Raw genomic sequence first — 25,143 nt, forward strand, 5'->3', positions numbered from 1 at the left:
CAGGCCGAGCCTGCATCGTATTGCATAGGAAAAGTATCGTTTTGAGTATACCCGCGCGTGCGGACAGACGACCGAACGGTCTGTAAAGTGGCGCAAAAGCGGGAGGAATATCTGGGCGGGCCCGAGATGGCGCGCCGAGATGTACATATGCGCCGGAAGTAGGCGGCCGAAAAGCGCATCCCGTTCTGAGCGCGGGATCTGGGACGCAGTTTCCGCCAAAGACCGCAAAAGGAAAGCACATCCCATTCTGACGCCGGATTCCGGGTCGCGCTTTCCCAAGCGGCCTCAAAGCGGAAAACGCATCCCACTCTGAAGCCAAATTCCGGGACGCAATTTCCGCAGAGCCCTCAATAAAAGAAAAGGACCCCTTTGCAGAGGTCCTAGTCAATTCAAGGTGGCGGGGAAGGGAATCGCGTCCGCGCGCTGCGCGGACGGACCGCTGCGGCGCTTACGCGCCTTGCGAGCTGCGCTGGCAAACGCTTACGCGTTTACTCAGCTCCGCGCCCTCACGGGGTTCGATTCCATGTGGGAGCTTCATAAAAGAAAAGGACCCCTTTGCAGAGGTCCTAGTCAATTCAAGGTGGCGGGGAAGGGAATCGAACCCCTGACACGAGGATTTTCAGTCCTCTGCTCTACCAACTGAGCTACCCAGCCATTTGAGGTGTGCCTTGTTTCAAGGCTTGATTAGTATAACCAAGGACGCGTTCCGGTCAACCGAGAATTTTAAAAAAGTTTTTGGGCACAGCCTCGGTTCTATAAATCGGCACGTCAGAGGCATCAGCCGGCAGCAAGAAGTTTTTCACTCAGAGCCGCACGGGCAAACTCACTTGGCGTCATCCCCTCGGCAGCCGCCCGTCGACGAATGGCCTCCTTCATTCCCAGAGGAATCTTGACCGACAGCGTTGCCGTCCCCTCACCTGAGAGCGGGGGCCGTCCATGCACGATCCCACCAACGGTGTGTTCGCCATCCGGAAACTCTCCGCGCTCGTACGACTCGCACCACGCGTCAATCATTTCATCCGTTACAACCTGACCATTAGCGGCCGTATACGTCTTGCCCATCATCGACCCCTTTGCCGAGCCTGTTCAATCTCCTGCCAAAATTTCTTCTGGACTGGAGACAAGGCATGAATGATAAGCAGCCCACGGACAAGCTCGACCGCGACAAGCTCCACGCTTCGTCCGTCTGAGAGCCATCCAATTGCAAGCCATCTCGGCGGCTCGTCCTTCGGCTCGCGACGAATGCACTCAGTAACCGCAAGCCAAGCGCTAAGCACCTGCTTTTCCGTCAGGTGCTTTTTAGCGTTGGGATGGATCTCAACATCCATGCATCTTCTCCTCCATCTTACCCAATTTCGTATGACGAAAGTCCACTGTCGCCAATTCTTAAGCCGGCACGCGTTGGAGAGCAGGAGTCGAAACAATGATTGAAGGACGCTCTAGTACGGCCCAGGCGCCGAGGCAGGAGCACATGCGCCAAGGACGAACGTTTTCGTAGCGCGCGAGGATATTGCCGTCGCGATCGATGAAGGCGATGTCGATGGGATAGGCCATAAAACACGTATGGACCGAAGAGCAGCGTGGAAACGCCATGACGAGCGACAGGCCGTTGGCGGCAACCGGACGCCGTCCCAGCATGCCGCGCAGGCGCACGACAAACGACTCCGCCACCACAAACTCGGCCGGCGTCCAACCCAGCCTATTGAGTGCCCGCGCGTAGGCGATGTAGGACGAGACCGCGGTCACATGACCACCCCCGGATGCCATGGATCGACCGTCACCGCGCGCTCGTGCGACAACGTTGTCGGCGCCCCCAGCGGAACGCCAGCGATGCTGAGAGAAGTCGGCCACGGCTCATAGTGCATGGTGCAGGTGTAGGTCCTAAACGTACCGGATAGGGAGAGCAGGCCACCATCTGATGCCTTCGCGCCTTGCTCGCTCGACACTTCGATCTGCAAGTCATAGCCTTCCATGGCATTCAGAATTTGAGTCTGGACCGTCGCCGAGGCATCGGCAGAGCTTTCGTCGCCCTCCCCCTCCGACGCCACGGCATGCGCTAGCACGATGTCGGGCACCACGCGGTCGAAGCGCGCGACAGCGCCGGCAAAGATCATGACGTTGTACACGATGAGTGCCAGCACCAGCAAAACGGGCGTAACCACTGCCATCTCCACCGTCGCTTGGGCGCGCTCCTCGCGCAGACGCATGCGGATACTCATTACGACCCACCGCCCAGAGCGCCAACCAGCGTGGCGACATCGACGGTGAGCGGGATGGAACCGCCGCCGGGCAGAGGAATCTCCGCAAGTGTGAACACCGTACCGCTAATGGTGCGTTCGACTTGATATTCCAACGCCTCGCAAAGCGCCTTGGGATCGGTCACGCCCAACGGAATACTTCGCAGTTTGTCTTGCGCTTGAGAGAGACCCGCAATGTCAGACCCCGGACTCTTAATGACGTTGGCAGAATCGGTCAGCACCGGCTTTCGCAGGCGCAAGTCGCACGGTTCCAAACCCAGCGCCGCCACGGACGCCGAAACGGTATCGCCGAGCCACGATGCGATGGAGCCCAACGCGCCGCTGCCCCCTCCTAGGCCTTTAATCATCTCGTCCATAAGTTCGTCGGCCGAACCTTGAATATCACCGTATCCTACGAGCAGCCGTCCCCAAACATCCATGACGCCGTCGAGCACGCCGGCAACGCCGCCCGAGCGTTCCTTCAATGTCGAGAAAAATCGCGAAAGCACGTTGTTTTGCGCCGTCGCGTCATCGGGCGCCAGCACCGCGGCAGAGATAGCACCGCGATCGCCAAGCCTAACTGCCGTGTTAAACGAGGAGTTAAGTTGATCGGGGCTGGTAATATCACCCGAAACTGCAAATGCGACCACGCCGTTGCGTCCAGGTGGGGCGATACGCGGGCGCTCGCCGGAAAGCGCTTTAATGGCCTGGTCAAACGCATTGCCTGCACGGTCGGCCTCGTCCTCGGTCTGACGCTCGAGCTCGAACTCCTTGTTGCGGCATTCGACGTAGTCTTCCAGGGCCTCTTTGAACTTATCGAAGTGGTACTCGAAGCCCCTTTCGACAGAAGTCGTTGCAATCGCAACGTACCCTAAAGACGACACACCGAAATGGCATTCGCTACACGTTTCGTGACCGTCAAAATCTGCGACGGATGCCAGCCCACCCGGCTTTCCTTTTTTGTAATTTGGACAGTCAGTCCCATAATGCAAATAGGTAACTTTATCTACTTCACTCGTGGGCCAACACGCATCGGTATAGAGTTCAGTCGCCCGCGCCTCATCTGGATTTCGCGGAAGGAAAGGGGTGTGGGCGGAAACTTTGCCGTCCTTTTCAGTTATATATGCCCGCTCGACTTCTTCGCTCGCATAAGCGAAGAACACCTTTCGTGCAGCAGAATCTGCCTGTTTTTCCGGACCCTCGCCAAGCGGTTTCTCATTTGCCAGGCGCTGGCGATAGTAGGCCTTCGCGCGATCGAGCGCCACTTGCGGTTCCCACGTAACGCTCGAAGCGTAATGTGGATTTTGAGCACCAGAGAGATCCGTTAGGCTTTTCGCACGCTCCCACATACACGAGTACTTGCCAATCGAACTCTCGTCCGACCCGCCACAATCCGCCAGCCAAGCGCGCTCTTTAGCCTTCGCCGTGTCCTCAGAAGCCTTCCGCAGCTCCTCGGCCGCACGCTCTAAATCATCTGATGTGTCTTTAATGGTATCGGTCGAGATCTCTGACCCTTTGAGCGCAGCGAAGTCCGACTCGGATGTCCTGGGCACGGCAAGCGCCGTACCGGTATAGGTCACGCTATCGGTATCCTGCGCCGACACCGCCTGCGTGGCACGCGCGGCGATCAGATACGGCAGAGCCGTCTCGATTTTCTGTAAGCCTTCCGATGCGCTTTTGGCAAACTTGTTGCGCGTTTTAATGATCTCAATCCCGGTGTCGACCATATTGCCGGCAACTGGTTCGGCACCCGGGATGAGGATGGCGACCAGGCCCGTCCCGATTGTGGCAAACCCCGCCAGCCCCAGACTCAAGATGCTCGCATCAACCACCGTGGCAGCCGTGTGATAGGACGACACTACGTTGGCACCCGCCAGCGCGCCGCTATCGGCCGCCACCTGGGTATCCCCGGCACGCGACATGCTCCATATCGCCGCGGTCGACGAAAACAACAACGTGAGCACCACTAGGATGACCACGGCAGAAGAAAGCGTGGTGTAGGCACCGTCTTCGATAAACAGGTCGACACCGGCACGGCCCATAAAGCCGCCTCGCTTGCGATGGCAGCTCGGACGGCGCGTCAAAACGCATCTAGACCAGAAACGCTTAATCCCATGCAGCAATCCACGAATCATAATCTCCCTCCAGCCATTCGGGACGCGATTGATACGAGACATCGACCTTGAGCTCAACGTAGCCGCCCTCGGCGGTACCACCCATAGCCCGCGCAAACGCACCGATCACAGGCAACGGCTTGACCTTGCCGGAAACGGACACGGCCGAGACGCCACCCGCACCGGCCCGGCCAAGCTCGATATCCCACGACAACGGCCCGCCGGCATGAAAGATCGAAACGTTGGGCACTGCGGCAAGCCGGCGGCGGGTGAACTCCTTAAGATCGTCGTCCTCCGCCGTCGTCGTGGTCATGAGCCGCGCGGTCTCGGCGGCGGCAGACTCCATGACCGCGCGCGTATAAAGCAGGCACACCGGTTGCAGTGCGAGAAGGATGAGCGTCAGAAACGTCGGCAGCAAAAAAGCGGCCTCGACCGTAGACTGCGCCCGGTCCTCACGCGCGATATCAATACAACGCGATGTCCTTAGCACCCGCAGCGGCGTCGATAACCGACGTCGAGGCAACGCCATGGGATGCCGCCCGCTCAACCAGCGCCGCCAAGCGTCCATCGGTGCCAGCACGCCAAAGTCCCACAATCGCCAGCACGATCGATAACAGCGCCACCGTGACGATGGCGTATTCCACAGTCGCTTGGGCAGATTCCTCGCGCAGGACGTCATGCATTTCACGACCCCTCCTTTGAGTTCGATGCCTGCGGGCTCAGGCGGATCACGCGCAGGCGGCACGAGGCATCGCCGGCATCCGCGGCAACCGTCACCATATCGACCCAGCCGCGCCCATCGCGCACGATGGCGCCCCATACGTTGCCCTTAATATCAAGATAGCCGCTCAGGGCGAGCTGGGCCGTTGGCACCTCGCGGTAGGCGCGTAACATATCCGCCGCTGCCTCGGTCATCGGTCGGTCCTCAGACCATGCAAGCCGGACCGTAATCGCGTTGTCCCCAGGCGAATCCGTCGCAGTGCCAGACCGCTTGTCGAGCGTCCGCAGAAAGGTTTGCGCCGTGACAGCGACATCCGAATCGTCCGCATCTCGCATCTCATCTTTTTGAGACGCCACCGCCGAATCTGAGCCCGAATCGAAGGCGGCCCCAGGACGCTGCTGCCGCGCGGCGTTAAGCCCCCAAAGCACCGCCGCTATCGCCACGGTCAGGCAAGCAAACACCAGCAGCACCCCGATGGGGCGCTCGCCCTCTACAGGCTGTTGATGCCCTCGCTGATAGCGTTCCATAGATCTTGGACCTTGCCCTTAAATGCGACGATGGCGATAATCGCGATCACCACGAGCACGCCGACCAAGATGGCATACTCGGTGGTACCCTGTGCACTCTCCTCCTGCAGTAGCTCCTTGGCGCGCTGACGAACATGTGCCGCCCGGCAAAACGCCCAGCCCTGGACCTTGCCAGCAGCGTCAGTCATCGTGTTCATGTATTCCTCCCTACATCATCCCGCCTGCTCCCAGCAGCGGGCCCAATATGGACAGAAGCAACGCCGGCAAGATGAGCGTGCCGGTGGGAATCAGCAGCTTGACGGGCGCACGCTCAATCTCGCGCTCGACCGCGGCGCGATGAGCCGCACGGATCTCGCGACTTTGAGCGGCCAGTGTCTCGGCAAGTGGGGCACCCAGGGCGAGTGCCTGCCCCACCGTAATGGCAAAGGTCTCGAGCGCTCGCACGTCCAGGTCGCGCGCGGCGGCCAACAACTCGTCCTCACGCGTGCCCACGCCCACCTGCCACGCCATGCAGGCCCGCTCAAGGCGAAGAGCCAGCACTGACCGGCGGTTGGCGCAGAAAATCTCAAGCGCCGCATCAAACGAAAGGCCGGCCGAAAGACCCAAGCGCACAACATCGATCATCTCGGACACTTCGCCGAGCGACACTCGCGCCGGGCCGCCCGCTCCAACCGCGCCCTTCACTCGCGCGGTCAGGGCATCGACCACCGAGCGACCCGCGGCAGCGACCAGCACCGCCTCGCGCTTGCAGGCCCCTGCGATCTTGCGCGCATCCGCCCGATCCAAACCCGTCGCGACAAATACACTCAGGGCACACAGGCAAGCCACAACTGCAACCAGGGCGCTCATAGCTCCACCCGCATAATGCGCCGGATAACCACCAGGGCAACGACGTTGAGGGCTAGACCCAGCACCACAGCGCCCGCACCGGCAGGCGTCGCAAGACCGCGACGAAAATCTGCCGAAAGCAGCGCCAACACCGCGCACATGCCCGCCGGCATCGCCGCGACCATATGCGCAGACATGCGAGCCTGCGACGTCTTAACATCCAGGCGGCGCTTGAGCTCAATGCGCTCCCCCACCATGCTCGACGCCTCGGACAGTAAGTCGGCAAGCGGAGCACCGGTGCGCTGAGACACCTTAAGCGCCAAGGTCACAAGCGAAAGGCCGGGGGCGTCGATGCGCACGAGCAAGTCATCGAGCGCGTCGGTCGCCGAGATGCCGCAATCGATCGCCGCCGCTACCCGCAAAAACTCGGTATGCACCGGTTCTTGCGCATGAGCGCCCACAAAGCGCATGCCCTGGGCCAGCGAATGTCCCGAGGCAAGCGACATGGAAAGTGCGGTAAACGCCTCGGGCATGGCCTCTTCTGCATCGTGTTGCTCGCGCCGGCTCTCAAAGCCATCCCGAGCGGCGCCAGCGGCAATCGGAGCAACAAGTCCCAAGGCAAACCCGAGGGGCGATAACGACACCATCGTTAGCAAAACGCAGCAGACACCGCTCGATAGCAGCAGAAACGCCAAACGCCCCGAAGCATCTTCGATCACGAGGCCAAGGCGACGCGCCGGAGCCAGCGATGCCCACGAACGGGCAATCTTTTTCAGCAGATCGTTTTCCACCAACTCACGCGGCAGCTTCTCTGCCACCGTCTCGAACGCCTGACGCGCCAGCTCCGCCGGCGGCACCTGCGGCACACGAGGTTCCGCCCCGCACGCCGTCGCGACAGAAAACCCTGCCAAACCCCCTACGACGAGGGGCACAGCGACCTCCATTCGTCCACCTCCTCTTGTGTGAGCGTCCCCGACCGCAGGCCTTCTGCGATAAACGGCGGCTCGCGGTCAAGCGTCCAGGTGCGCTCGGCGGCATCGAAAGTCACATAGCGCTCGAGCTCTACGCCGCCCGACGCGGCGCGACGCACCCCCGAATACGAGGAGACGAAGCGCCTGCCATCGGCGTGGCGCTCGGACATCACGATGCCGTCGAGCGCCATGGCAATCTGCTCTTCGATGAGCTCGCTCGGCAGATCGATGCCATAACGTGCAAGCAACGTCAGACGCACCACGGTCTCCTGCTCGGAACCCGCATGAAGCGTGGTGAGCGACCCGTCGTGGCCCGTGTTCATGGCCTGCAACATGTCGCAGCACTCGGCACCGCGCACCTCGCCCACCACGATGCGGTCGGGGCGCATGCGCAGGGCATTGGTCACCAGGTCGCGGATCGTCACCGCGCCCTCGCCCTCAATTGAAGCCTCGCGCGCCTCTAGACGCACCACGTGCGGATGATGCGCAAACTTGAGCTCGGCAGAGTCCTCGATCGTCACGATGCGCTCGCCGGTGGAAATCTCACATGACAACGCGTTGAGCAGGGTGGTCTTACCAGATCCCGTGCCTCCCGCAACCGCCAGGTCCTGTCGCAGCGACACCGCGCACGACAACAGCTGCGCATACCAAAGCGGCAGCGACCCCAGCCCCACAAGCTCGTCCAGCGAGCAGATGCGGTCCGAGAACTTTCGGATGGTGAGAATCGGTCCGTCAATCGCCACAGGCGGAATCACCGCGTTGACGCGATAGCCCGTTTTGAGGCGGGCGTTGACGATGGGGCTGCGCTCGTCGATACGGCGGCCAAGTGGCGAGATGATGCGGTCGATAAGCACACGGATCTGTTCATCATCCTCAAACGCATGCTCGATGGGGTGCAAGACGCCGCCGCGTTCAAAGAAAGCCGAGCGGCAGCCGTTGATCATGATCTCGGTAACGGTGTCGTCCTCGATGAGCGGCTGCAACGGCCCCAGGCCCACTACGTCATCCAAAATCTCGTCGATGATGGTCTCGCGCTCGGTCGTCGCGAGATCGGTCGGTTCCTCAACATTGAGCGCCGCCTCCACCGCGGGACGCAATTCCGAGCGGGCAAGTGCCGGGTCGATATAGGCGCTGATACGCGCCACTTCGTCGTAACCCATGCGGTCCATCACGGCGCACTTGGTGCGTCGTTTCACCGCGCGGCGACGCCCCGCATCTACAGGCGCTGCCCCCGCTGCAGCGCCGGCAGCCTTAATCCTCGTTTGCAGGCTCATCGCTGATCACCCTCGCGCGACCAGGGAAGGCGGATACGCGGGCGTTCGGTGCGCGTTGCACGGTCGGCGACCATATCGCTCCAAGGGCCGACGGCGCACCCCAGTTCCACGAGCATCTCGCGCGTGGCCTCGCGCACGCTGGTCGCAAAAGCGCTGGTCTGCCCCACTGCCTCATCAGCGCGCCCAAACGCCATGAGCGCGGCGAGATCCTGCCCGCCATCGGCGATACGAATCTTGGAGCTCAACGCACAGGCAATCTCAAAGCGCATGGCGACGTCCTCGTCTGCCCCGCGCGCACCGAACCGGTTGAACACGGCGCTCATGCGCGTGCGCGGCACACCTACTCGACTTGCCAGTTCAATGACGCGCGACGCCGATGTCGCGGACGACACCGCAGCATCGCCAACGATCAGGCAGCGGTCGCTCGCCGCCACCGCAGCCGCCACGGCGTCGCCCCAAAAGACCGAGGTATCGATAAAGACTACGTCGGATTCGCGACGCAAAACATCAAGCAGTAGCTCCACCGGACGTGCCATGAGCTCGGCTTGCTCGGGCGCCGCAACGGGACCCCAGAGCGTAACGCCTGGCGCCACGCGCATCGATGTGGCTACGATATCCGGCTCGGTGAGCGCGCCCGCCGCCGCCGGCTCGATAAGTGCCGCCATATCGCGCGGAGCATCGACGCCTAACAAGTCGTAAAGGTTTCCAAACATCAGGTCCAGGTCGAGCACGGCGGCACGCAAGCCCAACAGCGACGATGTGTGTGCCATGGTGGCAACGATCGTCGACTTGCCGCAACCGCCCGAACCCGAAATGGCGCAGATGACCGGAGCTCGATGCTGCGGAGCGGCAGCGTCTGCCGGCGGCATCGGAGGCGGCGGGGCGGGCGTCGGCGACAGCGTCCCCGTCTCCCCCGCCGCAACCACACGCTGCGTCCAAGCCGGCATGGCAGCTTGTTCGGTCTGCAAGGCAGGCTCGTTCTGTGCAATCTGCTCATGCTGCATCAGCGACAACTCGCCGCACCCGGCAAAGCCCTCAACTTCGTCGAGTTCATCCGCCAGATTCACGCCGTGCACGTATCCCATATCTACAGCCGGGGAGTCGCCAGCATGCTGTGCCGGCCCTCCAGCGTCATCGTATACAAGGGGGTTCCGGGGGCGCCGACCATGCTCGGCTTCCGCTTTTCCATAATCATCAACACGCGGGCCTCTTGTAGCGCGAGGCGCCCCGGGTTCCCTATCAACAAAAGCATCGGGCTCAATCGTCATGCGCCGATCGGAATCAACCGCTCCCTCGCCCGCGCGCCCGTTGCCGCATATACTGTGCGCAGCGATGACCTCGGTCGCCCCCGCGCGAAACAGTCCCTCGATATCCGACGGATCGAGCGCTTCTATCAACACGACCACGCGACTCACGCGGCCTTCGGCCGTCAGGCGCGCAACAGTCTTGCGCACATCTTCGATATCAAACAGAGACGCCGCGATGATGGCAGCCCCGCGGCGCGACGGAAACGCCCGCGCCATGGAAACCAGCCCGTCCAGGTCACCCACGCGAAGCACCTGTGCACCCGCATCACGGCCCTCGACTTCCTGCTGCAACAGCCCGTAATCGCCGCACGCGCAGCACGCAAGCCAGATCGCCTTCATCACTCGTCGCCTCCGCTCTTTTTGCCGCGCGCCGTGGCGGGAATCGTCAAGCTGACCGTTCCCTTGCCCGAGGCTCCCAGCAGTTCCTTGACGTCTTCGGGGTCAGCCGCCAGCGTCACCCATTCGATCTTGCCCTCGCGCGTGGCACCGGAATTCTCACTGGTATCGATCACGTGCGCGCCGCACAGTCGATCGGTTACGCCATCTTTTTGCACGTACACGTCCACATAGCTGCCCACGCCCGTGGCACCGCCGACCGAGTGCTCGGCATCGACCGCCACCGAAACGGCGACCTTGCCCTTAGGCACCTCGAGCTTGTGGCTCTCGGCCTTGGTGTAGACATTGCAGATCACGGCGTTTTTGGGAATACGTGAAGTCGTCACGTCGCCGCGTACCTGGCGCAGCTCGGTCGCCGCGTCACGCGGCAGCAAACTCGTCAGCCATTCCTGGGTTATGACATTGGTCTCATCGAGGGTCTCGCCCACATCGATATCGCGCGCCGCGACGCATACCTCGACGCGATCGCCACCGTACTTGGCCAAGGTCTCAGCCTGGACCTGTTCGGCTTGCGAGCGGATCGACGAGCCGTAAACCATGCAGAGCAGAGCAGCGAGCACGCCCGCGACCAGACTGATGGCGATGCGCTTGCTCTTGTTCACGGCCGCTCCTCTCATGGCAGTGCCGGGCGAATGCCCGTACCACCATTGTCTGGGTGGTCAGAGTGCAAAGCGGCGCAATCGCGATCTTGGTTTTCGATGTCAAACCAATCGCTGACCAAAAGCTGACCAGCCCGTCAAGCTCGTGGCAAGGTTTTGGTCAGCACGTCAGCAAACTGCATGTTTCGAGGCTTTTCCGCAGCAAAAAAGCCGTCTCCCGAACAGTTGGGAGACGGCTGTCATAGGAAAAATCAATTACAGATGGACATCGGGATCGAGCATTTGAGCGCTCACGCGCATGGATGACGCCAGGTTTTGGAACGTTTCCAGACGCAGGCTGTCGATCTGCCCGGCGTCCTCGGCCTCGCGAACGGCGCAGCCCGGCTCATGGGTATGCGTGCAATCGCCAAACCGGCACGCGTGCGATGCCTCGACAATCTCGGGGAAGGCGCACGCCAGACCCCGCTCGTGACCCACGAGCGGTAGGCTGCGCAGGCCCGGGGCATCGGCGATCACGCCGGCGTCGCCCGGCAGCGCCACCATCACGCGCGCGACGGTAGTGTGACGGCCCTGGTCGTCGCGTTCGCGCACACCGCCGGTCGCCAACGTATCGTGGCCCAGCAGTGCATTGAGCAGCGTCGACTTGCCGGCACCCGACTCGCCCAGAATCATGGCGCAGCTCCCGGCAGGCACGCAGGCACGGACCTCGTCCAGGCCGCGGCCCTCGGCAGAAGACGTCACGATCACGCGCACGTCCGGGCCCACTAGGCGGCGCACGCGGTCCAGATCGCGCTCGAGCTCCTCGGCATCGCAGCGGTCAGCTTTGGTGAGCACCACCACCGGCTCGGCATCGCAGTCGAGCGCCAACACCAGCGAGCGCGCCACGCGGTCGAGCAGCACCTCACCGGCACCGAGCGCCTGCACGATTAGCACGCTATCCACGTTGGAGCAGAGCACCTGGCGCTCTCCACGGGCACGGCCGCGCCAACGCTCAAAGCTCGTACGGCGTGGCAGCACGCACTCAATCACGCCCATATCGTGCCCGGGAGCGCGGCGCACCGCCACACGGTCGCCCACGGCAGGCAGCAGGACCTCGTCCTCGCCGCGCGACTTGGCAAACCCCACGGCATGCTCGGCGCGGAAGGCGTCATCGGCAGTCGCCACCAGCGGAAACCCGCGATCCAAGCGCACCACGGCGCCAAGCTGCATCTGCTCGGGCTCCTCGGCATGTGCGCAAAAGTCGTCAAATGCCGCCTGCTGAGCTTCATCGACCGGCAGGTCATCGAACGCCGGAACATCCTGCAGCGCGTCGAGTCCCGGCACGTTTGCCAGCAGCTCCTCGGCTGATGCGGGGGCCTCGGTCGCAAGCTTCCGACGACGATCGCGCTTAGCCCGCGCCCCCGTCGTCTTTTTCTTCGCTTTAGCCTTAGCCTTGCCCACAAGCGCCTCCCAGCACCATAAATCACAACTGAGCAGGTATTTTAAATCAAAAAGAGCTGGCCGGGCAAAGCCCGACCAGCTCACAAACTTTCCCTCAGCCCTTTTCATCCGCACGGGAGAAAAGCCAGCAAGGATACCGCAGGGCCCGCCCGCCGGGAGGGGTTTCCTAAGGGCACATCCCGCAGCCGCAAAGCGGCGAGGACGTGCCCGTGGAAACCCCGCAGGCGGTCGGGCCCGGACAGGTACGTTACTCCTTCTCGACCGCGCGCATGATCGCCTTGTAGATCTCCATAAGCGGGATGATCAGGAAGGCCAGACCCAGCGCGGCAAGAACGCCCTTGAGCTCAAGCGTCACAGGGCCGAAGAACATCTCGGCAAGCGTCGGCTGCACGGTCACGATCACCGTCAGCACCAGTGCCAGCGCGGCGGAAGCCCACAGCCACTTGTTCTGCTTCTTCATGGTGAACAGCGACGCACGACGGCTGCGCATATTGAAGCAGTGGAAAATCTCGACCATGTTGAGCGTGATGAACGCCATCATCACGCCTTCCTCGTCGGCATTGCCGGCGATCATATCGGCGATGTGGATGTAGCCCATGTCAAAGTACACGCCCACAAAGAAGCTCGCCAGCACCAGCACGGTGATGATCAGGCCCTGGACCACGCAGTCCAGACCCATATGTCCGGCAAAGACGCCGTCCTTGGCGTTGCGCGGCTTGCGCTTCATGATGTCGCCCTCGGCATCCTCCATGCCCAGCGCGAGCGCGGGGAAGCAGTCGGTGACCAGGTTCACCCACAGCAGCTGCACCGGCTGAAAGATGGTAAAGCCGATGAGCGTGGCGATAAACACCGAGAACACCTCGGCAAGGTTGGCCGAAAGCAGGAACTGGATGACCTTGCGGATGTTGTCGTAGATGCGGCGCCCCTCTTCGCAGGCACCGATGATGGTGGCGAAGTTGTCGTCGGCAAGTACCATGTCGGCGACGTTCTTGGTGACGTCGGTACCGGTGATGCCCATGCCCACGCCGATGTCGGCGCGTTTGATGGACGGGGCGTCGTTGACGCCGTCGCCCGTCATGGCCACGATCTGGTCGCGTGACTTCCATGCCTCGACGATGCGGGTCTTGTGCTCGGGCTGGACGCGGGCGTACACGCCGTAGTCCTCGATGTGCGCGTCGAGCTCCTCGTCGCTCATGCGATCGAGGTCGGCACCGGTGATGGCATGGCTGCGATCGGTGACGATGCCCAGCTGCTTGGCGATGGCCACGGCGGTGTCGATGTGGTCGCCCGTAATCATGACGGTGCGGATACCGGCGTCGTGCGCCTCGCGGATGGCGTCGGCGACCTCGGGGCGGACCGGGTCAATCATGCCGGACAGGCCGCAGAAGACCAGGTCATGCTCGAGCGCGGCGGGGCTGCAGTCGGCCGGGACCTCGGTGTAGGTGCGGCTCGCCAGCGCCAGCACGCGCAGGGCCTCGTCGGCCATGGCCTTGTTGGCGGCCACGAGCTCGGCGCGACGCTCCTCGGTCAGGGGGACAACCTTGTCGCCCTCGTAGATATGGGTACACAGGCCGATCACCACGTCGGGCGCGCCCTTGGTGTACTGCTCGTACTCGCCGTCCAGGGTCTCGACGACCACGGACATCATCTTGCGGCCCGAGTCAAACGGGGCCTCGCCCACGCGCGGATGCTCGGCAGTCAGGCCAGTGAGCCCCGCCTTGCCGGCATCGTTGACGAGCGCACACTCGGTCGGCTCACCCACAGCCTCGCCCAGTTCCTCGTCCCACTGGGCGTCGGAGCACAGAGCCATGCCGGCCAGGAACTTCTCCTTAGGCGCAGCGAGCTCGTGCTTGACGACGGTCATCTTGTTCTGGGTGAGGGTACCGGTCTTGTCGGAGCAGATGGTCTGTGTGCAGCCAAGGGTCTCGACGGCGGAAAGCTTGCGGATGATTGCCTGGCGCTTGGCCATCTTGGTCACGCCAAGCGACAGCACGATGGTCACGACGGCGACCAGGCCCTCGGGGATGGCAGCGACGGCGAGCGAGACGGCGACCATAAAGGTATCGAGCAAGGCTGTCGGGTCGGTGAGGACGTTGCCCACGCCGTGACGGATGATGTCGACGCCAAAGATGACGACGCAGATGACGATAACCATGATGGTAAGGATGCGGCTGAGCTCGGCGAGCTTCACCTGCAGCGGCGTGAGCTCTTCCTTGGCCTCGGCCAGGGCGCCGGCGATCTTGCCCATCTCGGTGTTCATACCGGTGCCGACCACGACGGCGCGACCGCGGCCGTATACCACGGTGGAACCCATGTAGCACATGTTCTTGCGGTCGCCGAGCGGCACGTCGTCGATGCCGGCGGCGAGCTCAATGACGTTGGCATGCTTCTCGACGGGCACGGACTCGCCGGTAAGGGCGGCCTCCTCGATCTTCATCGTGGCGCTCTCGAGCACACGGCAGTCGGCCGGGACGGAGTCGCCCGCCTCGAGCATGATCACATCGCCGGGCACGAGCTCGGCGCTCGGCAGGTGCACGAGCTTGCCGTCGCGCAGCACCTTGGACTGCGCCGCGCTCATCTCCTGCAGGGCCTCGAGGGCCTCCTCGCTTTTAGCCTCCTGAACCACGCCCAGCACCGAGTTGACGATAACGACGAACATGATAATGGCGACGTCGGCAAAATCGGGCTCGCCCTTGACCATGCCCGTAAGTGCGCTGATAACGGCGGCAACGATCAGCATGATGACCATGGGGTCTGCCATCTGCTCAAAGAAGCGCTTCCACAGCGGCGTCTTCTCGGCTTCCTCAAGCTTGTTAGGGCCTGTCTTGGCGAGGCGCGACGACGCCTCGTCGTTGCTCAGGCCGAGGTTCTCATCGACACCCTGGTCGCTGAGTACCTCCGCCGCGGCGGACAGGTATTCCTTTTGCATATAGAGTCCCCTCCTGGGATTCGGGCCACTCAGCAGATTGATGCCCGATCATAATTCCCAGGAGAAGGGCAAGGGCTCATCAAGGCTGCCGTGCTGAGCGGCAGTTGATAGTGGAGCTATGGTACCCCAAAGCGACGCGTCTAGCCAAAACATTCCATCTGGAAACACGGCACAGGCGCAACGGTGCAGACAGTGTGATGCTCAAGATTGATAAAACGTTTTTTCTTCGGCGCATCATCGAACTAAAATATCGCCCAGATAGCAGCGGTTAGAACGGTTGGTAAAGTTTTTGCATATACCGTTTTCCGCAAAAAATGAACTTCTAATTCGGCATACGGTCGATTTTTTGGGGTATTCGGTCGGCATTTCGTTATAATCATCTCAGTTTTATTTCTTATGGTTTATCTATCAGCGCAAGACGATGTCAGATGGAGGTCTGAATGTACAAGCGCACCAAGATTGTATGCACCATGGGTCCCGCCTGCGATAGCGACGAGACCATCCGCGAGATGATCAAGGCGGGCATGAACGTCGCCCGTTTTAACTTCTCGCACGGCTCCTACGACGAGCACCACGGTCGCATCGAGCGCGTCCGTCGTATTTCCAAGGAGCTCGGTATGCCCGTCGGCATCCTGCTCGACACCAAGGGCCCCGAGGTCCGCACCGGCCTTCTGGTCGACGGCAAGAAGGTTGCCGTCAAGACCGGCGACAAGATCGTCGTCACCGCTCAGCCCACGTCCGAGGATTTCCATGGCACCGCTGAGCACATCTCCCTCGACTACCTGGCTCTGCCCTCCGAGGTCGAGAAGGGCTCCCTCATCCTGATCGATGACGGTCTGGTTGCCCTCGAGGTCGAGTCCGTCGACGGCCAGGACATGACCTGCGTCGTCAAGAACGACGGCCTGATTGGCGAGCGCAAGGGCGTCAACATGCCCAACGTCAACATCTCGCTGCCCGCCATCACCGAGCGCGATCGTCAGGACATCCTCTTTGGCCTGACCGAGAACATCGACTACATCGCCGCTTCCTTCATCCGTGACGGCGAGTCCGTCCGCGGCATCCGCGAGCTTTGCCGCGAGAACGGTGGCGAGCACGTGACGATCTTCCCGAAGATCGAGTGCGCCCTGGGCGTCGAGAACTTCGACGAGATCCTCGAGGCTTCCGACGGTATCATGGTCGCCCGTGGCGACCTGGGCATCGAGATCAAGCCCGAGCTCGTTCCCCACATCCAGAAGGAGATCATCGCTAAGTGCAACGCGGCCTACAAGCCCGTTATCACCGCTACGCAGATGCTCGACTCCATGCAGCAGAACCCGCGCCCGACGCGCGCCGAGGTTGCCGACGTTGCTAACGCCATTTACGACGGCACCGACGCCGTCATGCTGTCCGGCGAGTCCGCTGCCGGCAAGTACCCGGTCGAGGCCGTCAAGATGCAGGCCAGCATTGCTCTCGAGACCGAGAAGTACCTCCCGGCTCACGCTCCGCTCGAGGTTCCGGCTGACGCTCACGGCACCCGCGTCGTCAACAACGTTGTGGGTATGTCCGCTGTGAACATGGCCACCACCGTTGGCGCCAAGTGCATCACCGTGCCGACGACCACCGGTCGTACCGCTCGCCTGATCTCGCACTTCCGTCCCAACATGCCGATCTGCGCGTTCTCCCGCCACGAGTGGGCCGTCCAGCAGATGATCATGTACTGGGGCGTTATCCCGCACCAGGCCGAGATTACCCAGGGCACCGTCAACGGCACGATCGTCAAGGCGATTGAGACCGCTAAGGAGCTCGGCTACGTCAAGACTGGCGATTTGACCGTCGCTACCGCCGGCGATCCCCGCATGAGCGTCCAGCTCGAGGACAAGGTCTCCTCGACCAACGTCGCTTACGTCGCTCAGGTGCGCTAAATCGCACTTGCAAGCACACTTGCATTGCAAAGGGCCCGGAAGGCAAAGCCTTCCGGGCCCTTTTTCTGTGCGCCGATGCCTACCGCACGGCATGACACGCACCCATTTCTTTACCAAAAGCGCGAAATCCGCCCTCCGAGGCCCAAAAAATAAAGCCCCAAGCGCTAAAAGTGTTCGGCCGGTAGCAAACCCACACCTTAACCGACGCTGCTAAATCGTTTTAACAAGAGTCAGATCGACCGCGTTTTCGGAAGTGCGGGGAAAAATTGCTTACCTCCGAACACAAGCCCTTTTATTTCAACAAAACCCCTGATAAAGTTGGCTCAAATACCGCTTGTGGTTGACCTGTTTGTCTTTTTCCCCGCACTTCCGAAACCGATAGCTTTTCTAGCCCAAACTACGCTCAAACGATCGGATCGCTATGTCATTTCTTGCCTGCGGACCCACGGCTTTTCAGTACTATCGCATCCCGCCCCAGATACTAGGACTCTATCCGGCAATCCTGCCGCCCGACCATGACCATCGCTTGGTGCATTACTCAAAACAACCAGTATTTAAAGACTTGCTCGGCACACCAGTTTGGAGATTCGTGGGCGAAAGAAAACAGCGCGCGAACGGAAAGCTATTTCATAGCCGTCTGCTAACCCAAGAGCCGCCTCCTGGGTCGTTTAGGCAGACTGAGCATGGATTTGATGTCACGTCGCCCGAGTTTACGCTGCTCAACCTTGCTACGCAGGTCTCACGCAACCAGTTACTCATGGCTTGCTACGAGATGTGCGGCTCCTTTGCAGTGTTTAAGCCCTGCGAGCGAACGCAACAACAACTCGATGAAGCTATTTCGCTTAAGCTCATTCCACCCAACTGCGGCTGGGAGCGGGTTATCGACGTCAACGGCAAGGATACCAACCTGTGGAAGCGCACGCCGCTTCTTTCCGCAGCGGATATCGCCGCGTTCACCAAGCAGGCCGCAGGCCTGCGCGGCGTTAAACAACTGCGCTGGGCGGCCGAGCACATGACGGGGCAGACCGCCTCGCCCTTCGAAGTACAGACTTCCATGCTTGTCTCGCTCCCCCGCAACGAGGGCGGCATGGGCATCAACATCGCAAACAACGTGCGCATCCCACTCAGCGACGCCGCGCGCTCACTGTATGACAAAACCTGCTGCTACGCCGATATCCTCATCGAAAGTGCCACCAACAGCATGGGCGTCATCTTGGAATGCCAAGGCCGTTCCGCCCACGGTGGCGAAGCCGCAAGTCTCTCTGATGCCGAGCGCACCACCGCCCTCACAAGCATGGGCTATGACGTTATCCAGATAACCTATGAGCAAATCAAAGACACGAAGAGCTTTAACAACATCGCCGAGCTCATCCATAAAAAGGCGGGGCTCCCCTACATCCCAAAGACCGATCAGGAACGCACCACCGAAGATGCGCTGCGACGGGAGCTGTTGGTCAATTGGGATGAACTGTTCTCCGTAAAGCCGGCCGGCTAGCAGCTAGCGATCAGGGGGACTGCCGGAACGTCAGAAGCAGCAACGCGAGCCGCAAAGCCTGCCTCGGTTAGCTCGATGACCTCGGTAAACGTTGCATCGAAAAACTCCTCGGTTAGCAGGCGATACGGCGGATGATCGGGCTCGCCGGGGTTTTCGCGCACGATCTCGTGCATGACGCCGATGGTCTTGAGCACATACTCCTTATGGATGGGATACTGCCCAAAACGCGTCGCAGCGGTATACAGGCGATCGGTCGCACGCGGGATGGAAACAATGCCCAGCGTCTTGCCAAACCAGTCAAAGTCGCCTTGCTTTTTAATGCGGAACTCCTCACACGGCTTGCCGCCATGCGCCTCCAGGTACTGATTCACACGCGTATTCCAAACCGTGTCGGCCACCAGATGCGACCAGACGCCCAGTGTTAAATCGAGCAGCGACTGCGCCACATCTTCGGACGCAAGCGAGAACTCACAGGCGCCGGGACCGGCAACCGGCTCGGCATCCTTGTAGCGCTGGGGATAGTGCACGCGGTTCAGCCGCTCGCGTTCCTCGATAATCGAGGTCGCCGCGGCCGGCGCACCGGTGGGCGAACTTTTAAGCAACGGTGCCACATAGGTATCCCAGAACTCATGCTCACGAGGCTTAGGGATGGGCTCAGGCTTGGCAAAGTGCGTAATGCGGTACGGGATGGGATCAGCGATGCCAGGGACCATATAGCCCACGAAGATATCCGGAACCACGCAGCCAAACAAAAAGGCATTGCGGTCGCGCACGCTCTTGGCAAGCGCACCGGTGCGCTCCAGCAAACGCTCCGTCTGAGCGATATGAATGTTCCAGCTTGGCATAGCCACCCCCATAAAAAACCTGGATAACTATACCATCACGGCAAAGCCGCGCGGGCGGCTACGCACGCTCTACGCAGCAACTAGTCCGTAGCACCGCTTTCGGTTCCATACGACGGCGAAGGCGCCTCGACCACATGGTGATATCGATCGATATAGATGGCGCGGGCACCCAAGCGTCGCACCAAATCTTGGTGATGTGTGCTCATCAAGACCGTCTTACCCGCCGCGACGTAGGCCAGCAAGAAGTTGACCACGATGTCGCATGAATCCTCGTCGAGCCCATTGGTAGGCTCGTCGAGGACCAAGATATCCGGGTTCATCGACACCACCGCAGCCAGCGCAACGCGCTTCTTTTGCCCGCCCGAGAGCTGATAGGGAGAGGCGTCGGCAAGGTCGGCAACTTGAAACAGTTCCATGGCATCGTGCACGCGGCGCTCGAGCTCGTCTGCCGGCAGCCCCATCTGCGCGGGACCAAAGGCAACTTCCTCGCCCACCGTAGCACAGAACAGCTGGGCGTCGGCATTCTGGAACACAAAGCCCACGCGCTGATGAAAACGCTGAGCGACAGCGGAATCCTTTAGAAACGCCGCATCGATCACATGCCCGTCAAACAGGTATGCCCCTGCGTCCGCGAGTTCAAGGCCGTTAATAAGGCGCATAATCGTCGTCTTACCGCAGCCGTTGGGACCGAGCAGGGCAACGAGTTCGCCACGATCGACCTGCAGCGACACGCCATCGACAACCGTATGTCCCGCATAGGAGAACACTACGTCGCGCAGCTCGATGAGCGGCGTGACCTCGGCGCCGCCCGCACCGTTCGTGCCCGCCGCATTATTCATATCGATCGTCAAAACGTCGCCCTTCCCTATTTGCATCCCCAGCCGGAACCAGCAGCGCCTACAGCACCGCGCATAACACTGCCAGCAGCGCCACGCCGGCCGCGTAAACCGCATCGCGCCAGCCAAACCCGGCGCGTGCGGGCGCCGGATACGCGCCGGCAAAGCCGCGGCAAAGCATAGCCTCGTCCATCGCGCGGCTGCATTCCATCGCCTTGATAAAGGTCATGCCCATGATACCCGCGATCGAATCCGTACGCGAAAATCCCTCAGGCGCACGGCCAACGCTGCGCAGCATGACCGATTCGCACAGATTGTGCGCCGTGCGACCCAGCACCTCGATGTGCTTGAGCGCCATATCAAACGTAAAGATAACTTCGTCGGGTAGATGCAGCATCTTGAGCGCCGACGACATGCGGCTCCACGTGAGGGTCCACGAAACACCCAGCACCAGCGACACATTAATGAAGGTCTTGAGTGCAATCTTGAGCATGGCGCCCGTGGCAGACGCGCCCAGCAGCAGGGCAGGCAGCGCTAGAACCACCGCGAGCCCCGCAGCGCCAAGCGCCGGCACAAAGGTTGCCCGCAGCCCGCGTACGGGGCGCACGGCAACGAGCACCAGCGCAATGGCCGCCATCAACATGAGGTACAGCGGGCTCTGCGTCAGACACACGCACAGGACGCAAACGAACATCCCCACCAGGCGTACCGGAGCCGAAACGCAAGAAAGGGCGCGGTCGACCATCGACCCGCCCTCGTGTACGCCTCCACCCAGGCGAACCCGCTCAAGCAGGCTCGCCAGGTGCAGGACGTTCTTTTGCATCACGCGATGACGAGCGCCCGTGGGCTCGTAACGCTGCTCGACCGCAAGCCAGCTAGGCAGCTCGACCATCGCCATGAGCACCGCTTTCCTTGACCGTCAGCGAGATCAGACGGAATGCGATGGTGAGCACCGCCACGCCAATCACGCCGGACAGGATATACATGGCAGCCTGACCGGCAAAGCCGAGACCCTGCTCCTCGGAATAGGCCTGCAGGTAATCACCCGTAGGCAGCGCATCGGCAAAGGTCGGGGTGTCGAGACCGACCGAAGCCTGCAGGCTGTCGTCGCCAACCTCCTGAACGGCGGTCGCGGCGCCCTCGGCGTCCCACTCACCCCAGGCGTCACCCGTGGCCAGCAGGCCCAGCGGCGTGGCCACGACAAGCACGGCAACCAAGATGAGCGTGGGGACCAGCGAGGTCTTCTTGGCAGCAGCGCCCTCGGCAGCAAGCTGTCCATCGGCGGCCTCGGGGCCGACGATAACGCTCGGCGCCGTCTTCTTGATAAAGCCGTAGATCGCGGCAGTCGCCACGCCCTCGACCACGCCGGCTGCCAACATATGCGGGATCATCATGGCCGGAATGGCAATGGACAGCGGGAAGGGGCAGTACAGCGGAGCGCCCGAAGCATTCGTGAAAAGCATCGGCTGAATACCAAACTCGATTGCTGCGCACAGGGCCGCCAGGCACAGGCCGACCCAGCCGCTTACGATGGCCGAAACCGAGGTGCCCCAGCTCTTGTCGTGCAAACGGCTGTTAAGCGCGCGGAACACGATGGCTGCGGCAAACGGCAACACGAAGGCCATGTTAAAGCAGTTAGCGCCAAAGGACAGGATGCCGCCGTCGCCAAACAGCAGCGCTTGCAGCGCCAGCGCGACCGAAACCGCGATAGCCGCGGCCTCGGGGCCCAGCAGCAGCGCGATGAGTGCGCCACCAACGGCGTGGCCTGTGGTGCCGCCAGGCAGCGGCACGTTGAACATCATGAGCAGGAAGGAGAACGCGGCGCAGATGCCCAGGAACGCCATGTGCTCGCGATCGAGCGTGGCGCGCACCTTCTTGATGCAGTGGATCCAAACGGGCACCATCGCCACCGCCATAACGGCATCGGTCTGCGGGGACAGATAATTATCTGGAATGTGCATGTACGCCTCCCGGTTATCGGCGCACGGAATTGCAACGCCGCTTGAATCACCTTTCCAGTGTTACGTAATGTCAGATTCGTAACACGCCGCGGGCTATCATAGCAAAACGGCGCACTGCCGACAAAGCAGCACGCCGTTATGTAATGCGCGTGTCATATATGCAGGCTCAACGGTGCCTTATACCGGGCACAGCAGTCACGTAGGACTCGGCAGCAGCCACCGCTGACCCATACCCCAGCGCAGGACCTAGCCGCGGACCTCGCCGTTTACGCCCTTGCACACCTTGGTGACGATCTTCTGGTGCGCTTTTTCGACCTCTTCGCTGGTGAGCGTGTGGTCGTCGGAGCGATACGTAAGCGCAAAGGCCATGGACTTCTTGCCCGCACCGATACGGACGGGATCGCGGTAGACGTCGAACAGGCGCACGCCCTCGAGCAGCTTGCCTCCGGCGCTGGTAATACGGCGCTCAAGATCCTCGCAGGTCACAGTGTTGTCGACCACGATAGCAAGGTCGTGCTCAACGGCCGGGTACTGCGAGAACTCGCGGTAGTTCTCCTGGTTGCGGGCGCCCTTGATCAGCTTGTCCAAGTCGAGCTCAAAGGCAACGACGACCTCGTCGATGCCCATGGCCTCGCGCGCCTTGGGGTGGATCTCGCCAACCCAGCCCAGCACGGTGCCGCCGGACAGAACCTCAGCCGCACGACCCGGCTGCAGGAAGGCATAGCCCTCGCCCTCGACGGGACGGAAGCGAACCTTCTCGATGCGCAGCTGAGCAAGCAGCTCCTCGACAATGCCCTTGCCAAAGAAGAAGCGCAGCTTACGGTACTTCATGTTCCAGGACCGCTCGCTCCACTGGCCCGAGAGCACGCCCGCCACGGACTTGGTCTCCTTGGGCAGGCTGGCGTTCTCGCGACCGTGGAACAAGCTGCCGACCTCGTACAGATGCACGTTGGGCGTGCCGTGGGCCTCGTTGTAGGCCACAGACTGCAACAGGCCTGGCAACAGCGAGCGGCGCATCTCGGTCTGCTCGGCTACCAGCGGGTTCATGAGCACCACGGGGCAACCGCGACCCTCGGTGGACATACCGATCTTCTCCAGGTCGCCCGGGGCGGCAAAGCCAAAAGTCGTGGTCTCGTTGAGGCCGCAGGCGCGCAGGATCTCGCCGACCTTACGAGTGAGCTTCTGCTCGCGGGTCAGACCGCCGATGTGGTTCTTGGCAGCCGGAATGGTCGCCGTCACGCGGCCCATGCCCCATAAGCGCAAGACCTCCTCGATCAGGTCGATCTCACGCGGCAGGTCGGGACGGAAGCTCGGCGGCGTGACCATAAAGTCCTCGCCGTCGCGCTCGACGGTGCAGCCCAGGCGGGTGAGCGAGCGCTCGATAAAGTCGGACTCGATGTCGGCACCGCAGATGGCGTGCACGCGGGCCAGGCGCAGCTTGATGCTGTCGATGGTCTTGGGCGCGGGGAACACGTCCATATAGCCGGGAGCGACCTCGCCGCCGGCGATCTCCTCAATCAGCGCGCAGGTAACGTTGGCAACATCCACGCAGCCGGTCTCGTCAACCTGGCGCTCAAAGCGAATGGAGGCGTCGGAGATCAGCGAAAGGTCGCGGCTGGTGTGCGAGGTGCGGCCGGCGTTGAAGCAGGCGCTCTCGACCATCACGTCAACGGTATCGTCCTCGATCTCGGAATCCATGCCACCCATAACGCCGGCCAACGCCACGGGGCGCTCGCCGTCGGTGATGAGGCCCATGCCGGCGTCGAGCACGCGCTCCTCGCCGTCGAGCGTCGTGAACTTCTCGTCCTGCTGGGCGGCACGAACCACCACACGACGGTGGCCATCGCGCTCGGCAAAGGTGTCCAGGTCAAAGGCGTGCAGCGGCTGACCGGTGAGCATCATCACGTAGTTGGTGATGTCGACGATGTTGTTGTGCGGGCGCACGCCTAGGGCGTTGAGGCGCTTGACCATCCAGTCTGGCGACGGGCCGACCTTGACGTTGCGCACGATGCGGGCAACGTAGCGGTCGCACAGGCCCTCGTCGGCGATCTCGACGGAAAGCTCGTCGTCGGTCGCGCGGCCGGTCTCGACCTTGATGGCGGGCAGCTCAACGTGGAAATCGCGGTCGAAGATGGCGCCGGTCTCGCGGGCCATGCCGATCATGGACAGGCAGTCGGGACGGTTGGGCGTGATCTCACAGTCGAGCACGGTGTCGCTCGAGCCCACGTACTCGGCAAACGGCATGCCGCAGGGCGTATCCTCGGGCAGGATCATAATGCCGGAGTGGTCGCCACCCAGGCCGAGCTCGCGCGCGGAGCAGTTCATGCCCATGGACACGACGCCGCGAAGCTTGCTCTTCTTGATCTTGACGTCGCCGGGAAGCACGGCGCCAATCATGGCCGTGACGATGTGGTCGCCGGCCTCGAAGTTCTGCGCGCCGCAGACGATCTGCAGCGGAGCGGGATTGCCGTCGGCGTCGAGATTCTTGTCGCCCACGTCGACCGAGCACACATACATGTGGTCGCTATCGGGGTGCGGGATCTTGGTGAGCACCTTGGCGGTCACCACGTGGTCGAAGGACTCGCCCACGGTGTCGATCGCCTCGACCTCGGTGCCGGTACGGATATATTCGTCCGAAAGGGTCTTGGGATCCTCCGGAATATCGATCATGGTCTTGAGCCAGTCGTAAGAAACACGCATCTAACTGGTCTCCTTTCATAAATGCGGCTTTGAGCCGGAAACTGCAACTAAGAAGAAAGCGT

General features: G+C 61.8%; 23 protein-coding genes and 1 tRNA gene. 2 read left to right on the forward strand and 22 right to left on the reverse strand.

Annotated elements, in window-relative coordinates:
• Positions 1 to 581 precede the first annotated feature (581 nt).
• The 17 genes from ACESWY_RS00280 to ACESWY_RS00360 form a co-directional block, all read right to left on the reverse strand.
• Positions 582 to 654, reverse strand: a tRNA-Phe gene (locus ACESWY_RS00280).
• 123 nt (positions 655 to 777) lie between these two features.
• Positions 778 to 1,062, reverse strand: coding sequence for an ATP-binding protein (locus ACESWY_RS00285; protein WP_035137167.1), 285 nt, complete (start codon positions 1,060 to 1,062; stop codon positions 778 to 780).
• Positions 1,062 to 1,328, reverse strand: coding sequence for a hypothetical protein (locus tag ACESWY_RS00290; protein ID WP_373092889.1), 267 nt, complete (start codon positions 1,326 to 1,328; stop codon positions 1,062 to 1,064). The genes ACESWY_RS00285 and ACESWY_RS00290 overlap by 1 nt, the downstream gene beginning before the upstream one ends.
• A 58-nt stretch (positions 1,329 to 1,386) precedes the next feature.
• Complete coding sequence (locus ACESWY_RS00295; RefSeq protein ID WP_138374419.1) at positions 1,387 to 1,767, reverse strand: DUF192 domain-containing protein; 381 nt, start codon at positions 1,765 to 1,767, stop codon at positions 1,387 to 1,389.
• Entirely contained in the window at positions 1,743 to 2,219 is a 477-nt protein-coding gene (locus ACESWY_RS00300; RefSeq protein ID WP_138374418.1) for a TadE/TadG family type IV pilus assembly protein, read from the reverse strand. The genes ACESWY_RS00295 and ACESWY_RS00300 overlap by 25 nt, the downstream gene beginning before the upstream one ends.
• The gene (locus tag ACESWY_RS00305) at positions 2,219 to 4,372 is read right to left on the reverse strand and encodes a hypothetical protein (RefSeq protein WP_229025965.1); all 2,154 of its coding nucleotides are present in this window, start codon (positions 4,370 to 4,372) and stop codon (positions 2,219 to 2,221) included. Before ACESWY_RS00305 ends, ACESWY_RS00300 begins: the two co-directional genes overlap by 1 nt.
• On the reverse strand, positions 4,344 to 4,880 hold the full coding sequence (locus tag ACESWY_RS00310) for a TadE/TadG family type IV pilus assembly protein (RefSeq protein ID WP_138374417.1): 537 nt from the start codon (positions 4,878 to 4,880) through the stop codon (positions 4,344 to 4,346). Before ACESWY_RS00310 ends, ACESWY_RS00305 begins: the two co-directional genes overlap by 29 nt.
• Positions 4,816 to 5,034, reverse strand: a complete 219-nt coding sequence (locus ACESWY_RS00315) for a hypothetical protein (RefSeq protein WP_138113972.1) — start codon at positions 5,032 to 5,034, stop codon at positions 4,816 to 4,818. Before ACESWY_RS00315 ends, ACESWY_RS00310 begins: the two co-directional genes overlap by 65 nt.
• Position 5,035: 1 nt before the next feature.
• A complete protein-coding gene (locus ACESWY_RS00320) occupies positions 5,036 to 5,266 on the reverse strand; it encodes a hypothetical protein (RefSeq protein ID WP_138113970.1) in 231 nt (76 codons plus the stop codon).
• 296 nt (positions 5,267 to 5,562) lie between these two features.
• Complete coding sequence (locus ACESWY_RS00325) at positions 5,563 to 5,796, reverse strand: hypothetical protein (protein ID WP_089572694.1); 234 nt, start codon at positions 5,794 to 5,796, stop codon at positions 5,563 to 5,565.
• Between the two features lie 10 nt (positions 5,797 to 5,806).
• On the reverse strand, positions 5,807 to 6,448 hold the full coding sequence (locus ACESWY_RS00330) for a type II secretion system F family protein (RefSeq protein ID WP_117746903.1): 642 nt from the start codon (positions 6,446 to 6,448) through the stop codon (positions 5,807 to 5,809).
• Positions 6,445 to 7,338, reverse strand: coding sequence for a type II secretion system F family protein (locus tag ACESWY_RS00335; protein WP_229030340.1), 894 nt, complete (start codon positions 7,336 to 7,338; stop codon positions 6,445 to 6,447). The genes ACESWY_RS00330 and ACESWY_RS00335 overlap by 4 nt, the downstream gene beginning before the upstream one ends.
• A 5-nt stretch (positions 7,339 to 7,343) precedes the next feature.
• Positions 7,344 to 8,672, reverse strand: coding sequence for a TadA family conjugal transfer-associated ATPase (locus ACESWY_RS00340; RefSeq protein ID WP_138113966.1), 1,329 nt, complete (start codon positions 8,670 to 8,672; stop codon positions 7,344 to 7,346).
• On the reverse strand, positions 8,669 to 10,318 hold the full coding sequence (locus ACESWY_RS00345) for a nucleotide-binding protein (RefSeq protein ID WP_161145129.1): 1,650 nt from the start codon (positions 10,316 to 10,318) through the stop codon (positions 8,669 to 8,671). The genes ACESWY_RS00340 and ACESWY_RS00345 overlap by 4 nt, the downstream gene beginning before the upstream one ends.
• The gene (gene cpaB / locus ACESWY_RS00350; protein WP_227790272.1) at positions 10,318 to 10,977 is read right to left on the reverse strand and encodes a Flp pilus assembly protein CpaB; all 660 of its coding nucleotides are present in this window, start codon (positions 10,975 to 10,977) and stop codon (positions 10,318 to 10,320) included. The genes ACESWY_RS00345 and cpaB overlap by 1 nt, the downstream gene beginning before the upstream one ends.
• Positions 10,978 to 11,229: 252 nt before the next feature.
• Positions 11,230 to 12,183, reverse strand: a complete 954-nt coding sequence (gene rsgA, locus ACESWY_RS00355; RefSeq protein ID WP_175406139.1) for a ribosome small subunit-dependent GTPase A — start codon at positions 12,181 to 12,183, stop codon at positions 11,230 to 11,232.
• Positions 12,184 to 12,661: 478 nt separating this feature from the next.
• Entirely contained in the window at positions 12,662 to 15,343 is a 2,682-nt protein-coding gene (locus tag ACESWY_RS00360) for a cation-translocating P-type ATPase (RefSeq protein WP_373092882.1), read from the reverse strand.
• Positions 15,344 to 15,783: 440 nt separating this feature from the next.
• Here ACESWY_RS00360 and pyk point away from each other — a divergent pair, with 440 nt between their 5' ends.
• Positions 15,784 to 17,244, forward strand: a complete 1,461-nt coding sequence (gene pyk, locus ACESWY_RS00365; RefSeq protein ID WP_271730083.1) for a pyruvate kinase — start codon at positions 15,784 to 15,786, stop codon at positions 17,242 to 17,244.
• A gap of 421 nt (positions 17,245 to 17,665) precedes the next feature.
• A complete protein-coding gene (locus ACESWY_RS00370; RefSeq protein WP_373092880.1) occupies positions 17,666 to 18,739 on the forward strand; it encodes a putative endonuclease domain-containing protein in 1,074 nt (357 codons plus the stop codon).
• On the opposite strand, the gene ACESWY_RS00375 is transcribed toward ACESWY_RS00370, so the two are convergent.
• The 5 genes from ACESWY_RS00375 to pheT form a co-directional block, all read right to left on the reverse strand.
• On the reverse strand, positions 18,736 to 19,584 hold the full coding sequence (locus tag ACESWY_RS00375) for a hypothetical protein (protein WP_373092878.1): 849 nt from the start codon (positions 19,582 to 19,584) through the stop codon (positions 18,736 to 18,738). The two genes, ACESWY_RS00370 and ACESWY_RS00375, sit on opposite strands and share 4 nt — an antisense overlap.
• A gap of 80 nt (positions 19,585 to 19,664) precedes the next feature.
• Complete coding sequence (locus ACESWY_RS00380) at positions 19,665 to 20,435, reverse strand: energy-coupling factor ABC transporter ATP-binding protein (protein ID WP_373092876.1); 771 nt, start codon at positions 20,433 to 20,435, stop codon at positions 19,665 to 19,667.
• Positions 20,436 to 20,481: 46 nt separating this feature from the next.
• Positions 20,482 to 21,318, reverse strand: a complete 837-nt coding sequence (locus ACESWY_RS00385; RefSeq protein ID WP_373092874.1) for an energy-coupling factor transporter transmembrane component T family protein — start codon at positions 21,316 to 21,318, stop codon at positions 20,482 to 20,484.
• A complete protein-coding gene (gene cbiM, locus ACESWY_RS00390; protein WP_270226120.1) occupies positions 21,296 to 22,381 on the reverse strand; it encodes a cobalt transporter CbiM in 1,086 nt (361 codons plus the stop codon). The genes ACESWY_RS00385 and cbiM overlap by 23 nt, the downstream gene beginning before the upstream one ends.
• Positions 22,382 to 22,627: 246 nt before the next feature.
• Positions 22,628 to 25,081: a phenylalanine--tRNA ligase subunit beta gene (pheT, locus tag ACESWY_RS00395; protein WP_373092872.1), complete on the reverse strand. Its 2,454-nt coding sequence runs from the start codon at positions 25,079 to 25,081 to the stop codon at positions 22,628 to 22,630.
• Between the last annotated feature and the right edge of the window lie 62 nt (positions 25,082 to 25,143).

Source organism: Collinsella aerofaciens ATCC 25986, assembly GCF_964237925.1.
Taxonomy (GTDB): Bacteria; Actinomycetota; Coriobacteriia; order Coriobacteriales; family Coriobacteriaceae; genus Collinsella; species Collinsella aerofaciens_BJ.

Excerpts from the sequence above, each read along its gene's own strand:
- cbiM (WP_270226120.1), bottom strand. The coding sequence starts at position 22,381 with ATGCACATTCCAGATAATTATCTGTCCCCGCAGACCGATGCCGTTATG.
- ACESWY_RS00375 (WP_373092878.1), bottom strand. The coding sequence starts at position 19,584 with ATGCCAAGCTGGAACATTCATATCGCTCAGACGGAGCGTTTGCTGGAG.
- ACESWY_RS00290 (WP_373092889.1), bottom strand. The coding sequence starts at position 1,328 with ATGGATGTTGAGATCCATCCCAACGCTAAAAAGCACCTGACGGAAAAG.
- ACESWY_RS00340 (WP_138113966.1), bottom strand. The coding sequence starts at position 8,672 with ATGAGCCTGCAAACGAGGATTAAGGCTGCCGGCGCTGCAGCGGGGGCA.
- rsgA (WP_175406139.1), bottom strand. The coding sequence starts at position 12,183 with ATGCAGCTTGGCGCCGTGGTGCGCTTGGATCGCGGGTTTCCGCTGGTG.
- pheT (WP_373092872.1), bottom strand. The coding sequence starts at position 25,081 with ATGCGTGTTTCTTACGACTGGCTCAAGACCATGATCGATATTCCGGAG.
- ACESWY_RS00370 (WP_373092880.1), top strand. The coding sequence starts at position 17,666 with ATGTCATTTCTTGCCTGCGGACCCACGGCTTTTCAGTACTATCGCATC.
- ACESWY_RS00285 (WP_035137167.1), bottom strand. The coding sequence starts at position 1,062 with ATGGGCAAGACGTATACGGCCGCTAATGGTCAGGTTGTAACGGATGAA.
- ACESWY_RS00315 (WP_138113972.1), bottom strand. The coding sequence starts at position 5,034 with ATGCATGACGTCCTGCGCGAGGAATCTGCCCAAGCGACTGTGGAATAC.
- ACESWY_RS00310 (WP_138374417.1), bottom strand. The coding sequence starts at position 4,880 with ATGGCGTTGCCTCGACGTCGGTTATCGACGCCGCTGCGGGTGCTAAGG.
- ACESWY_RS00305 (WP_229025965.1), bottom strand. The coding sequence starts at position 4,372 with ATGATTCGTGGATTGCTGCATGGGATTAAGCGTTTCTGGTCTAGATGC.
- ACESWY_RS00300 (WP_138374418.1), bottom strand. The coding sequence starts at position 2,219 with ATGAGTATCCGCATGCGTCTGCGCGAGGAGCGCGCCCAAGCGACGGTG.
- ACESWY_RS00320 (WP_138113970.1), bottom strand. The coding sequence starts at position 5,266 with ATGACCGAGGCAGCGGCGGATATGTTACGCGCCTACCGCGAGGTGCCA.
- ACESWY_RS00330 (WP_117746903.1), bottom strand. The coding sequence starts at position 6,448 with ATGAGCGCCCTGGTTGCAGTTGTGGCTTGCCTGTGTGCCCTGAGTGTA.
- ACESWY_RS00325 (WP_089572694.1), bottom strand. The coding sequence starts at position 5,796 with ATGAACACGATGACTGACGCTGCTGGCAAGGTCCAGGGCTGGGCGTTT.
- ACESWY_RS00295 (WP_138374419.1), bottom strand. The coding sequence starts at position 1,767 with ATGGCATCCGGGGGTGGTCATGTGACCGCGGTCTCGTCCTACATCGCC.
- ACESWY_RS00345 (WP_161145129.1), bottom strand. The coding sequence starts at position 10,318 with ATGAAGGCGATCTGGCTTGCGTGCTGCGCGTGCGGCGATTACGGGCTG.
- ACESWY_RS00385 (WP_373092874.1), bottom strand. The coding sequence starts at position 21,318 with ATGGCGATGGTCGAGCTGCCTAGCTGGCTTGCGGTCGAGCAGCGTTAC.
- ACESWY_RS00360 (WP_373092882.1), bottom strand. The coding sequence starts at position 15,343 with ATGCAAAAGGAATACCTGTCCGCCGCGGCGGAGGTACTCAGCGACCAG.
- pyk (WP_271730083.1), top strand. The coding sequence starts at position 15,784 with ATGTACAAGCGCACCAAGATTGTATGCACCATGGGTCCCGCCTGCGAT.